The following is a 13,141-nucleotide window of genomic DNA, read 5'->3' on the forward strand; positions in this document are numbered from 1 at the left end:
AATGGCCAGAATGCATCCACTTCCTCCCAGCGCGCACTCCATGTCGACGTCATTGCGCGATCTCGGGTATTCGCTTGAAACTGCTGTAGCAGATATTGTGGACAACAGTATTTCTGCCGAAGCCACCGGAGTGGGTATTATCTGTGACATATCCTCGGATATCCCCATTCTTGCTATCTGGGACAATGGTTGTGGTATGAACGAAGAGGAGTTGCTTGTTGCGATGAGACATGGCGCTCTTGGGCCGGAACAAAAAAGAAATAAGATGGACCTTGGCAGGTTTGGCCTTGGCCTCAAAACGGCCTCTTTTTCTCAATGTCTCAAACTTACTGTTGTCAGTGTCCAGGATGGCCAATGGTGTGGTGCCGAATGGGATCTCGACCTTGTCAAAGAAACTGACGATTGGCTGATATCCGTACTCGAAGAAACAGACATTGCAGATGTCCCTTTCATCAGCCAGTTGGGTAGCAATGGAACCTTGGTGTTATGGAGAAAGCTGGATCGACTTTTTGATGAAAGCCAAAAAGATAACCACGATGAAGTGGTTAATGAAAAGCTCGATATCCTGGAAAAGCACCTGGCTCTCGTATTTCACCGTTTCCTTGATGGTGAAATAAGAGGAAGAAAACGCCTTTCACTAAGCATCAACGGGCATCCCGTCGAAGGCTTTGACCCTTTTTGCAGAAAAAGCGGTTCACAACTTCTTCCCCCGGAAACCGTTCACCTTGGAGCCGAAGAAGTATATCTTCAAGCTTACATCCTCCCTCATCATTCTCGCCTGTCAGCACGTGAAGAAGCTTACTACCAAAGCCGTAGTGAATTTCTCTCCAATCAGGGAGCTTACGTTTACAGAAACGGACGGCTGATGGCATGGGGTGATTGGTTTCGCCTTATTCCCAAAGGCGAAACAACCAAATTGGCCAGAGTTCAGATCGATTTTTCCAACACTCTGGATGACGCCTGGACCATAGATATCAAAAAATCAACCGTAAGGCCGCCATACCTTGTGCGTGAGCGTTTGAGGCAAATACTTCCCCAAATTTCCGAAAGCAGCACAAGAATACATCGTGGGCGAGGACAAAAGCTGTTCAGCGAAACCAAAGCTCCCATCTGGGAGAGATTCGCAGAACAAAACGGCTCTATCCGCTATGCCCTGAACAGAGATCATGCCCTTATCGCAACCTTGAAGTCAAAATTTTCGGATGCCGAAAACAGAATATTGGAAGTTTTGTTGGAAGCAGTGGGGTCTTCTGTCCCTGTAGAAATGATCTATTCCGATTTTTCCATGCATCCAAGAAAACTGGATACGAGTTTTTTGTCTGATGAAGAGATCTTGGCCAAGCTGAAGGAAGTACATTTTGCTCTTTTTGGAACGGATCCACTGGAGCGAGAAAAGTTCCTGGAGGTTGTCCAGTCTTTGCGTCTGGTGGATGGCAGAACGGATCTGGTTGAAAAGTACATCCGGGAGGGGTGTTATGAGTAATTCGGCATTGGAAAAAGAAAAACAACTCGCCAGTTCTCTTATCTCTCTTCTTGGAGACAAAACGCCTCCCCCCACAAGGGAGGAGGTAGAAGAAAAAGCCAAAATACTTGCTCAACTTGCCGGTTTTGATGGAGATATTGCAAACGTTGTGGAGCAGGCGCTAGTGGCAATCGACTCGCGTATGGGACAGGGCGTTTCCATTGTAGATACAGAGACTCCTCATGACGAAGAATGGATGCTAAAAAGAAGCATCTCCTGGATATATTCCGAAGCCTATGAAAAATATTTACGCCAGGAGGGCTGGGCACCACAGGTCGTACAAGCCCTGAGTGATACTGGCGGACGCATCCTTGGTCATCTGCAAGATCCCTTGAGTGAAGGGGCATGGGACCGCCGGGGCCTAGTTATAGGACACGTCCAGTCGGGAAAAACCGCAAACTACATGGGGCTGGTGGCCAGAGCTGCCGATGCAGGTTACAAATTTATTATTGTTATTGCCGGTATCCATAACAATTTGCGCAAGCAAACCCAGGAACGGATGGACGAAGGGTTTATCGGGCGGTCCAGCGACCCTGGCAACCGAGTCATTGTTGGCGTAGGCAGATTTTCTTCCGATTTCCCCCACCCGGCCACGCTTACCAACATCAACGAAGACTTCAACAAGAACACTGCCGAGAAAAGTGGCTGGAAGCTGAATGACTTCAGCAAGCCCATTGTTCTGGTGATCAAAAAGAACGTAACTACACTCCAGGCACTGCACAAATGGCTGAAAGAGCTGAATTCGAAAAATGGGCAGATAACCGATGTCCCTATGTTGATGATCGACGACGAGGCGGACAATGCTTCGATCAACACAAACAAGCCAGAGCTTGATCCAACAAAAACAAACGCGTGGTTACGTCAAATTTTGAATCTTTTCGCCAAATCCTGTTATGTAGGATACACCGCAACTCCTTTTGCCAATATTTTTATCAACCCGGAGGCGTACGACCAGGATGTTCGGGAAGAACTGTTCCCGAAAGATTTTATCTATTCTCTGGATGCTCCCAACACCTATTTTGGTCCCGACAAGGTTTTCCTTGAAGACGAAAGCAGCGGTAAAATATTGCGCGAGATTCGAGATTGTGAAGATTACCTGCCGCTGACACATAAAAAAGACATCCCGTTTACAGAGCTTCCGCCGAGCCTGTACAAGGCATTCAACCAATTCATTGTTGGCAAAACTATTAGAAACTGCCGAGGACAAAACAACAAGCATTGCTCCATGCTAGTCAATGTGTCCAGATTTGTTGCCGTCCAGCGGACGGTTAAAAATATTCTTGCGCTTTACGAAAAAAAGCTAAGAGAAGCAGTAAAGGCAAACTATGCAATGCCGGAAGATATCTCATCAAGAAACAAGTACATGCAGGCATTGCGTGAAGCTTATGATTCGGAGTTTATAGAATGTGGCTTAGACTGGGATGATGTAAAAGCAAACCTGCTTTCGGCATTCGATACTTTGAAGTTCTTTGTTATAAACAGTAAGTCCGATGAAGTACTCGATTACAAGAAATACGAAAAAGATGGGCACGGACTGACCGCCGTGGCCATTGGAGGCTTGAGCCTATCACGAGGGTTGACTCTGGAAGGACTTTGGATGAGCTATATGTATCGAAACACGCGCATGTACGATACATTGATGCAGATGGGGAGATGGTTTGGTTATCGGCCCGGTTATGAAGATCTGTGCCGAGTGTATTTGTCGCCAGACTCAATAGATTGGTATGGGCATATTGCCGAAAAAACAGAAGAACTACGGCAACAGATAAGGAAGATGCGTAGGGATGGTCTTACTCCTCGTCAGTTTGGCCTTTACGTGGAAACTCACCCTGAAAAGCTTTTGATCACTGCAGCAAACAAAATGCTAAGTGCCGCCAAGATAAAAATTCGACAAAACCTGAGTGGCAGACTTGTTGAAAGTTATATCTTGCCTACGGACAACAGAACAAACATCAAAAACGAAAATTTGATTGAAGAGTTTTGGGCAAATGGTCTTGCCGCTCAGGTTGTTCCGACAGAGAAAGGATGGTGGGCCAAGGATGTCGATGTTGCAGTAATCGAAGATTTTCTGGAGAAATTTGAAGCCCATCCAGACATGGCCGATGCCAAATCTGCCGCAACGTTATACCTGCATGAGATCTCCGACCTGCACCCCAAAGGCGATGTAGTTTTTGTTTCTCTCAAAGATAATGGAGAAGAGGGAGCCCAGTACAAGCTGGGAGCTCAAAAGCGTACAGCAAAACCTTGGGAAGGAACGGCATGGCGAACAGCCAAAAATCGAGTTGCCAGCCGTGGGGATGAAAAACTGGGACTTACGCCAGAGCAGATAGAGAAAGCGCGTTTGCTAGCCCAAGAATACAATGAGCAAGATCAAAAAATGAGTGGCAAACCGTCTGACGTGCACTATCGTGAAGTGAGGAGCAAGCCGCTACTGATGGTGCACATACTGGAATTTCCGGATGTTGCGTATCGGCGCGTACCGGCATTCGGTATCAGCTTCCCCTTTGGAGACTACTCGCGCACCGTTGAGATAGCTGCAAACAGGGTCTGGGTTCAGAACATGCAGGGTGTATTGGACAATCCGGAAGACGAGGAGGACTTCGATGAGTAACTCCTTACCGTGGGACGAGATTGCAACACCGGAGAGAGACTATAATGTCAGACTCATTCCTGATGGAAGTGTAATTCCTGCCTATTGGGGAAAGGATGTTCAGGGAAAACTTCTCTTTTTGATTTCACTGACAGGCGATCACCGCAATCTTTTCGTGCAAGAAAAGATTACCGTGAAAGGTGTGGATACAGACCTCCGCCAAGATCCAGCAACGGACTGTCAATTGTTGGTCTTAACTCTCGACAGGCAAGTTGACTGCGATCTTTTTCATGCTTTGTGCAAGAGCCTGTTCCATAGCCTCATAGAAGTGCACCGTCCGGATGTAGCAATTTCTGTGGCCATGCAGCACTTGAAGCGATGGCGAACCTTTTTGTCCGGACAAAATTCTCGACTCTTAACAATTCAGGAATACCGTGGCCTTTTTGCCGAACTTGTCTTTTTGAACAAGCTGCTTGAGGTCGGTTTGAATCCTGCCTCAGCAGTGATGGCGTGGACAGGTCCGGAATGGGTACATCAGGACTTTATCTATTCAGGAAGGGCCGTTGAAGTGAAAGCGCTCTCCAGCTCCGATCGTAGTACAGTACGGATTTCCTCCGAAGATCAACTGGAGTCTATTGAAGAAAAACTCTACCTTCTCACTCTGACTCTTCAAGAGTCTCGGGACAACCATGTAGCTTTGTCGCTCAATGCGCTTGTGACACATATTCGTGACCTGTTACAGGGAGAAAGCCTGGAAAGCTTTGACAGCAAGCTTGCAGCAAACGGGTATGCCCCCCATCACGAATATGAAACCCCAAAATTGATAACAACTAACAAGAAGGCCTACCTTGTCGAAAAAGACTTCCCCAAGGTAGTTCGCTCCATGCTACCTGCCGGAGTCAGATCAGTATCATACCAGCTTGAGTTGGAAAAAATAGAACCGTTTTCCTGTGCCTTTGAAACGCTCCTGGAGGCGCTCTAGTATGGAAATGTCTCTACAGGACTTTTTTCATGAATTCAGACAGGAAATTCTTGCTGGTGGAGCCGCCAACAACAACTTCCATTTGCAAGAGTTTGTCGATTTTTTCGTCAAGGATCTGGCTGAAACCGGCTTTGTTGAAGACGTTGAATTTTGCCACTATCGGGCCCCACGAGGGATGCGCGTCGATGGCTACTGGTTTGACGAGGAAGGAGCTCTGTCTCTTTTTATTGCCGACTATGAATCGAGGAAGGAGCTACTTTCCCTGACCCAGACAGATATAACGGCCATTTTCCGCCGCCTTGTCAATTTTTTCGAATCAAGTGGCAAAAAGCGACTTTGGCAAGAGCTGGAAGTTACTTCGCCAGAGTATTCTTTAGCCAGACAGATTGAAGACCGATTGGGCAGTCTCAGAAAAATTAATCTGTTTTTGTTATCCGAACGAGCCCTCAGTGAACGAGTAAAAGAGCTTGAGTCTGAAGTCGTCTGCGACAAACCAATTTTTTACCATGTATGGGACATGGCACGCCTTTACCGACAATACAGTGCTCGCGGTCGCAAGGAACCTCTGGACCTCGATTTTCTGCAAATGTTTGGCCATGGCCTCCCGTGCCTTCGCGTAGACCTGCAAGCGGACAACTACCGTTCCTACCTTGCTGCCTTGCCGGGAAATGTTCTTGCAAAACTGTATGGGGACTATGACAGCCGTTTATTGGAGCAAAACGTCAGAACATTCCTTCAGGCGCGGGGTAACGTAAACAAGGGCATTCGCGAAACCATTCTCAACTCGCCCACCATGTTTTTTGCTTATAACAACGGGATAACAGCAACCGCTCAAGAGGTTGATGTCGATCAGGGAAGAGAAAGCCTTGTCATAACCAGGATACGAGACCTCCAGATCGTGAACGGTGGTCAGACAACGGCATCTCTTTTTCATACGCAAAGAAAAGACAAGGCATCTCTGGATCAGGTCTTTGTCCAGATGAAACTGTCAGTTATTGATCCGGAAAAAAGCGAAGAAATCGTCCCAAAAATTTCCGAATATGCCAACACGCAAAACCCTGTCAAAGCAGCAGACTTCTTCTCCAATTCCCCATTCCACCTCAGAATGGAAGAATTTTCACGCCGGGTATTGGCTCCGGCTCATTCCGGAGCCCAGAGAGAAACCAGGTGGTTCTATGAAAGAGCGCGTGGGCAATACGCAGAAGCGCAAAGCAAGCTTACTCTTGCCGAACAGCGAAAATTCAAAGCCATCTTCCCCAAGAATCAGCTATTTACCAAGGAAGATTTGGCAAAATATGAAAATGTCTGGGATGAGCACCCCAAGCATGTGAGCAAGGGACGCCAAAAAAACTTTGCTCAATATGCTACCAGAATCGGGAAAACATGGGATGTATCGCCAGAGGATTTCAATGAGCAGTACTTCAAACGCATTGTAGCCAGAGCCATAATATTTCGTGAAACAGAACGCATTGTTTCGGCCCAACCCTGGTACAGGCCAGGCGGAAGTCTACGCTCCTATATTGTTTATTACAGTCTTGCCTGCTTGGGAGAACTGGCCAACCGGCGCAAAAGGGTCATTCCGTTTGCATCGGTCTGGAATCAACAGGATGTTCCGAGTGCCTTGCGTGAAGCAATCGCTGCGTGTGCTTCCTTTATCAATGACCACATAACCCAGCCCTCGGATAACCTTCCCCGAGACTCGGAGTGGTTCAAGAAAGATATCTGTTGGAGTACTCTGAAAGATGACATTTCGACCCTTGAAGCAAGACAGTCGGAAAGTTTCTGGAGCCTGCTTGTCTCCAGAGAAGAGGAAAAAGAACAGAATCGGGATGCCGTAAAAACACAATTTGTAGATGATGGAATAGCAGCACAAAAGCTGGTAGTAGGCATCCCAGCACGACACTGGCAGCGCATCATGAGCGAGCTGTCTGCAAAAAAGCTTCTTTCGGAGAAAGAACATGGAATTCTTGCTGTTGCGATACAAATTCCTTCAAAAATACCTTCCGAAAAGCAATGCCGTATTTTGGTAGAAATACTTGAGAAGGCAAAGTGCGAGGGGATTACTATTGGGTAGAGAATTTTAGTGCAACTATAAGATAAGACAGTGAACAATGCTTAGTAGATGACATTGCATTTGCAATAAACGCAAAAGGTATTATTATGATTTTGTATTTTTGAAGGCAACACAATGCAACAACAAAGCACAGGGACACAGTGCAGGCTGTCATCCCTGTGCTTTGTTGTTTATGCTTACACTTTATCGCTTGTTTTTTCTTGCTTTCCTAGCATGTTCACCAACTCCGCTATGTCTTCCGCCTTCCAAGCGGTAGTACGCGGGCCGAGTTTGACGGGTTTGGGGAAGCGGCCAGTTTTGCAGCCTTCCCACCAGGCGCTTTTGCTGATGGGGACGAGTTGCAAGATTTGAGGGAGTCGAAGAAAGCCGACTGTCGGGACTGTGTTCATGGTAGTCATAGTTACACCTCCTGAATGGTCTTTGACTATTACAGGAAGCGTATCATGAGTTTTTTAGCGGACTACATTGGCTTCAAAAAAGCGTAGTATGTAAAAGCACTGTATTGCACAGAGTTTTACCCTGTGGACAAAAAAAGTGTTGACAGGGTTTATTGAAAGTTTTTCAGAGTTCACACATTGCCAGATTTTTTAAGAAAAATGCAAAAGTATTCGTTCTCTGGGATTATAAAAAACGCTCAAGCACTTCCTGGATGTCTTCCGGTCCTGAACAGCCAGGAATACAGCCAATCGCGCTAAGACCATCACCAAAGTGCTCTGTTTTACCAGGATAGATAATCCCGGCAAAAAATACTGGTTTTTCAGTTTCTTGGTGGCGTATCGCATCTCGATATGTATGCATTTTATCAATATCCTCTCGAAGTGGGCGGCTATCGTTAGACGTCCACTTTTCTTCAGATATCAATTTATACTTGGGATCAAACAATAAAAGCTGAGGGGGCGTCTCAGGAGCTTCGCATACAATGCAGATGTCTGGTCTCTTTTGATATGAGAGGCTGTAAAACCCTGTTGTGGAAGACCTACCAAAGCTTTGTTCCGGGTATAAGCTTATGCGCTTACCCGTTGTGGGATGTCGTAAAACTAAAGCGGCTCTTCCTTGTGGGAATACGCTAAAAATAAGTCCAGACATGTCTCGCCGTAAAAGTCTTTGTGATTCAACAACAAAACCACGCTGTTCCCCGACGGACAGTATCGCCTGAAGGACCTGTAAGGTTCCCCAATACTGGTACAGTGTGGGCAACTCTTCCAAAGGGTGGTCCATAGAGGGGTGATCCAACTGAACTGATATGATGCGCAATAGCTCAAGTAAAGTTTCCAGCACCGCTCGGTACACTGGAATTTTCAATTGAAGCATGCTGACCCGGCTTGGAGGTTCTTTGAGCGCGGTGACGTGATCTAAAAAACTCGCGTTACGCCTTGCATTCGCTAGTTTTGCGGTCATAGCTGCAATTTCTTTTTGCCAGTCAGGTTTACCTACTCGCTTAAGGCGATGCAACCGCTTTTTCACAAGATCGTGCAGGAATAGCACAATGCGATTTTCATATGTATCCACAGTTGAATTTGCTCGCCTATCTGGCAAAGCCAAAGGGAGTCCGTTTTCCAGGTTGCCTGCCCGATTCAGAGCCTGAACCAGACCTCCAGCATACGGATGACGTGCGGCGTATGCTTTTACCCACGGCTGTTCATCCCTAAGCCAACGTTGTGGCTTTTGAGCTAAGGCCGCAAGCAAAGCAAGCAACCCCACCTTCCCCCCGGCAGTTCCATAAACTGCTCTTCGAAGGAGAATGAGCTCCCGCTCACGCAATGATTCACGCCAAGGCTCGACATGAATACCCACCAGACCACCGAGTTTTTGCAGGGAAAAAACGATGCCGTATGGCAGGTTGAATTGAATATCATCAAGTAACTGGTGAAATGATTCTTTTGTCAGCTTAAGAGGCTGCACCTCAAAAGTAGCGTGATGGATACTTTTTTGCTCGCGTCGTAGTTCGAGGCGATATTGCCCCAAGCCGCATCGGGGCAAGTCGGCGAAAATCCCCATATTCCCATGTTTACGGGTTTGGCTTAACTCCAGACTGATTCCTTGCAAATATAGTTCGTACTTATACCATTCATCAAGCCCAGTAACTTCAAGGATACACGGAGTCCACTCCAGAGGCTGCTCAAGATGGCTTCCATCCCGAGCAAAGAGCTTAAACTCACAGATGGAGTTATTGGAAGAAGGAGGTGAATCCATGTTCATGGTAACATGTCCGCATATAGGCAATTTTGTCTAACACCAAATTTAGCTCATTTTGGCGAGCAATATCTTCAAGCTCCGCAAAAACGGTATCCAGACGCGAGTCATTACCTTTGAGGCGTGGCAGCACTTTTTGTACGACCATTTCATCCAGCGCGGTTGTCCACGAAACACCGATCTGTTCCGCCGAGGCGATGTAGTCGGTGAAATCATCTAGCACTCGGTATGCAAATGGGGCAACGTGATGAACCGCATCCCAAATAGACATCAGCACATCTGCAAACGGTTTCCCCGCGATATGCGCGGCAATTTGTTCGTACTCCAAGGGCAGCTCAATGAGTTGTGCACGATCAAAAACTTTGTCCGCAAAGCTATGTGTTGTTTCATCCACATTGACTGTTCCGATAAATCGTAAATTCTGTGGAAGAAAAAGCGTTTTTCCAGGCCCGAGATTAAGCTGGGGGATTGCACCTCGCTGGCTGAGTTCCATTGCCGACAAAAAACGAGCAAAGTAATGCTCAACACGCGCCAAATTCATTTCATCAAGAATTAGGTGATAAGGCTGTGCGGCTAGGCCAGCTTCGTCTGCAGCCCTTTGCGCATCACACGCTTTTTGTAAAAATGAGGTGAACTCTGTTGGACAAAATGTATTGGACAAAGGATTATGGTATCCCAAAAGATCTTCATTGCTTGTCCAGTTGGGAGCGACCTGAGCAATATGATACTGCGAGTTGGTCGCTTGGGCGTATAATTCCGCAAACCACGTTTTCCCGGTGCCACTTACACCGGCCAAGATGACAAACTTCCTGGTTTTCAAGGATAGATGATAACGTCGTAAAGTCCTGTCGTGCAGAACCATACCAGCATTTTTGATGTAATTCTCGATGTCCTGCAAATCCGGTTCTTCGTAAGGGATGGGAGAAATCGGATTAAGTTTCTCAACGGCGCTCTGTTCAACGTCATGTATATATTCAGGAGGTTGCAGGGTAGCTTCATTCTGTGACGTTTTTTGAGTGCCAACCCAAAAAAAAGATTGAATATCAATAAAGTCTCGTGGCTTCCATTCAGCAAGGGCATTATGAACTGATTGAGACATTTTCATTATTTGGAGGTATTCACGCCCAAGGGTGCTTTTGTGGGCAGTGTAATCAGCGCAAATGTTTGTTCCCAGCAGTTGAGTACTTGCGCGTTCAAAAACTTGCGTCCTGACAAAAATATATTTTTCGGGGAAGGCAAAAGCTAGAATAAAGCTAACTAAAGGACGTAAAATGCCTGACCATGAACGTTTCCCTTTCGGAGCAGGGACTTGCTCATCGACAATGCGCACATACTCTTCTTCAAATTCATCAAGGCGTTGTTGTAGCGGCACTGCCTCATTCAACAAATTACGGTACAGTGTTCCTATGATTCTTGAGTTTTCGCTGTTTAGCTTTCGTAGATGATCCCAAGTCAACCAATGGATTATATTTTGATTTGTCCCTGTCGTTTTTAGCCTCGCCCGCAATACTTTATCGATTGCAGAGGGAATGAGAGCCGCACTTGATTCGTCCAAGCCTTTGAGTAGTGGAAGCAGCTCTTCATCGAATATGGATTTTAATTCATTTTTGTATTTTCTTTCATCATCAATATACTTTTCGCAAGATGAAAATTCTTTAAACCCACTAAATACCTTTAAAAAGATACTTTTCATGGAATCAAGTCGGGATGTATCTATTGGCAGAATATTATGGCTACGGGTGGGGGGCGAGACAAGGATTTGTTGTGATTCAGTTTTGATAGTCAAATTTTTTAATGTTTCTGTATAGTCGTCAAACACTTCAGATAAATTTAAAAAGATTTCTTTAAATGATGCATCATTTATGCCTGAAATTTTTGAAGCGTTATCGAAGCATGCCTTCACAAATGAATCACCATACATGACCCCCGTAGAATTTTTGTGCTGCTTATACTCGGAAGCAATTCCCCGGCGTTGTAATTCGTCACATACGTTTGGTTTCTTTGTTACTTTGGCTCCCCATTGAATAGTCGCCTTGTTCCTTTCACTTACGGCGTATGAAACAATAAGTAAATCATGATATTTATAGTAAAGACAAACTGGATATATACCACGGTGTGCCGTTTGCCCCTTGGCAAAAAAACCAAACCAAGGGATGCGCGCGGGGCTGCCCATGCCAAAACCGGCGCCGACTTCAAAACCAGCAATTTTAAGTTGCTTGTATTTTTTTGTTTCCTGACTACCCGATTGTACTTGTGCGAGGAACTCTTCCAGTAGCGGGTAGAGGCTCTCCGGTGTTAGTGTATTGTCTGGCATATTGCCTCCATTCCAATTGTTGCCTCGAGTAATAAAACTAAATTTATATGTAGTTATAGTTTAGCTTTCTCAGATAGAAATCACAAGGCACCATCCATCAGCTCTTGTTCTTTTTGTGCCTTCGCCCTCAACTCATCCAGATAATCCGCATACTGTTGGAGCAGGGCCCGCCGTTCATCCAGGGCAGTGCGCAGACTCGTTTTGTGGTAGGCGGCCTTGACTTTGTTTTGCTCGACGTGGGCGAGCTGCAGTTCCACATCCAGGGATGATGCGCCGAGGATGTTGTAAGCCGTGGTGGAGAACAGGCCACGGAATGCGTGCGTCACAAATCTGTTCCCGTTCTCCGTAGTATAGCCCATTTTCCTAAAAGCCTGAATCAGGGCCATGGAACTGACGGCTTTGCCCTTACCTTTGGAAGAGGTGGACGGAAACACCAGTTCTTGTTGGCCGGAAAACGCGTACATCTTTTTGAAGAGTGCAACAGCCTGGCGCGGCAGCGGCACAAGATGAGGCAGGCCCTTTTTCATGCGCTCAGCCGGGATAACCCATTCTGCGGCATCAAGGTTGAATTCGCTCCATTTCGCCTCAAGAAGTTCGGAGGGGCGCACCGCGCAGTAGGGGGCCAGTTGCATGGCCGTGGCAACGGGAATGGTCCAGCGCGTTCTGTGTTCCTCTATGCTTCGCAGCAACTGGCCAACATCTTCTGGCCCGAGCTCCTCGGAGTACAGGCTCTTTTTCTTCCGTTTGGGCATTTGCTCTTTGTACCAGCTCAGCCTGACGATGATATCCGGATTCTGGATTAAGCCTTTAGCCAGAGCGTATTTGAAAACGCTGACGATCAAAGTATGCACACGCCGGGCAACTTCAAGCGAGCCTCGTGAAATAACGTGTTTCAGTGCGTGCTCGATGTCATTGACCGTAATTTTGTCAATCGATAGATCGCCAATGACGGGATAGACGTTGGCGGCAAGGCGTCCCCGGTTTTGTTTGCCCGACCTTCCTTCCCATTCCGCCATTTTTAAATCGAGCCAGGACTCGGCCACATTTTGAAAGGTGTGGACGACGCTGGCTTGGGCTTTTCTGATGAGTTCTTCTTTGCGCACCTGGACCAGGTTCGCGTTTTCTTCTTTCGACAGATCTCTTCGTGCTTCAGCCTCGGCTCTGGCTTCTTTGATCCCCATTTTGGGAAATTGTCCCAGGCTGACAATATTCTGTTTGCGCTTTCCGTCAGGAGTCAGGGTGTCGTATCTGAGGTACCAGGTCTTTTTGCCTTTGGCGGAGATCTGGAGGTAAAGCGACTCGCCAACCGGCACTCTTTGCACCTCGCCAGTCGCCTTCAGATTGGTTAAAAATGTGTGTGAGACATTCGGGGTAGATCTTCGGGTAGATGGCGTTATCGTCTTCATATTCCATCCTTTTTTCAGGGTTTCTTTCCTTGGGTATATAAAACTTTTGCAAGTTTTTAT

General features: G+C 46.6%; 8 protein-coding genes. 4 read left to right on the plus strand and 4 right to left on the minus strand.

Annotated elements, in window-relative coordinates; all coding sequences use genetic code 11:
- Position 1 precedes the first annotated feature (1 nt).
- The 4 genes from ACZ5DH_RS00305 to ACZ5DH_RS00320 are packed head-to-tail and all read left to right on the plus strand — an operon-like array spanning position 2 to position 7,168.
- Positions 2 to 1,483 carry an ATP-binding protein gene (locus ACZ5DH_RS00305; protein WP_464255191.1) on the plus strand — a complete coding sequence of 494 codons (1,482 nt, stop codon included), beginning with the start codon at positions 2 to 4 and terminating at the stop codon, positions 1,481 to 1,483.
- Entirely contained in the window at positions 1,476 to 4,133 is a 2,658-nt protein-coding gene (locus ACZ5DH_RS00310; RefSeq protein ID WP_464255192.1) for a Z1 domain-containing protein, read from the plus strand. The genes ACZ5DH_RS00305 and ACZ5DH_RS00310 overlap by 8 nt, the downstream gene beginning before the upstream one ends.
- Positions 4,126 to 5,094, plus strand: a complete 969-nt coding sequence (locus ACZ5DH_RS00315; RefSeq protein ID WP_464255193.1) for a PD-(D/E)XK motif protein — start codon at positions 4,126 to 4,128, stop codon at positions 5,092 to 5,094. Before ACZ5DH_RS00310 ends, ACZ5DH_RS00315 begins: the two co-directional genes overlap by 8 nt.
- Position 5,095: 1 nt before the next feature.
- Entirely contained in the window at positions 5,096 to 7,168 is a 2,073-nt protein-coding gene (locus tag ACZ5DH_RS00320) for an AIPR family protein (RefSeq protein WP_464255194.1), read from the plus strand.
- Positions 7,169 to 7,344: 176 nt separating this feature from the next.
- On the opposite strand, the gene ACZ5DH_RS00325 is transcribed toward ACZ5DH_RS00320, so the two are convergent.
- From ACZ5DH_RS00325 to ACZ5DH_RS00340, 4 genes are all read right to left on the minus strand, one after another.
- Positions 7,345 to 7,566: a helix-turn-helix transcriptional regulator gene (locus tag ACZ5DH_RS00325; protein ID WP_464255195.1), complete on the minus strand. Its 222-nt coding sequence runs from the start codon at positions 7,564 to 7,566 to the stop codon at positions 7,345 to 7,347.
- A gap of 223 nt (positions 7,567 to 7,789) precedes the next feature.
- Positions 7,790 to 9,367 (minus strand): DUF2357 domain-containing protein, encoded by a 1,578-nt coding sequence (locus ACZ5DH_RS00330; protein WP_464255196.1) that lies wholly within the window; start codon positions 9,365 to 9,367, stop codon positions 7,790 to 7,792.
- Positions 9,336 to 11,675 (minus strand): McrB family protein, encoded by a 2,340-nt coding sequence (locus ACZ5DH_RS00335; protein ID WP_464255197.1) that lies wholly within the window; start codon positions 11,673 to 11,675, stop codon positions 9,336 to 9,338. The genes ACZ5DH_RS00330 and ACZ5DH_RS00335 overlap by 32 nt, the downstream gene beginning before the upstream one ends.
- Before the next feature lie 80 nt (positions 11,676 to 11,755).
- Positions 11,756 to 13,081, minus strand: coding sequence for a tyrosine-type recombinase/integrase (locus ACZ5DH_RS00340; RefSeq protein ID WP_464255198.1), 1,326 nt, complete (start codon positions 13,079 to 13,081; stop codon positions 11,756 to 11,758).
- Between the last annotated feature and the right edge of the window lie 60 nt (positions 13,082 to 13,141).

The organism is Desulfovibrio simplex (assembly GCF_055387835.1).

Bases quoted from the DNA above. Each gene is read 5' to 3' on its own strand.
- ACZ5DH_RS00305 (WP_464255191.1), top strand. From the start codon at position 2: ATGGCCAGAATGCATCCACTTCCTCCCAGCGCGCACTCCATGTCGACG.
- ACZ5DH_RS00330 (WP_464255196.1), bottom strand. From the start codon at position 9,367: ATGAACATGGATTCACCTCCTTCTTCCAATAACTCCATCTGTGAGTTT.
- ACZ5DH_RS00325 (WP_464255195.1), bottom strand. From the start codon at position 7,566: ATGACTACCATGAACACAGTCCCGACAGTCGGCTTTCTTCGACTCCCT.
- ACZ5DH_RS00310 (WP_464255192.1), top strand. From the start codon at position 1,476: ATGAGTAATTCGGCATTGGAAAAAGAAAAACAACTCGCCAGTTCTCTT.
- ACZ5DH_RS00320 (WP_464255194.1), top strand. From the start codon at position 5,096: ATGGAAATGTCTCTACAGGACTTTTTTCATGAATTCAGACAGGAAATT.
- ACZ5DH_RS00335 (WP_464255197.1), bottom strand. From the start codon at position 11,675: ATGCCAGACAATACACTAACACCGGAGAGCCTCTACCCGCTACTGGAA.
- ACZ5DH_RS00340 (WP_464255198.1), bottom strand. From the start codon at position 13,081: ATGAAGACGATAACGCCATCTACCCGAAGATCTACCCCGAATGTCTCA.
- ACZ5DH_RS00315 (WP_464255193.1), top strand. From the start codon at position 4,126: ATGAGTAACTCCTTACCGTGGGACGAGATTGCAACACCGGAGAGAGAC.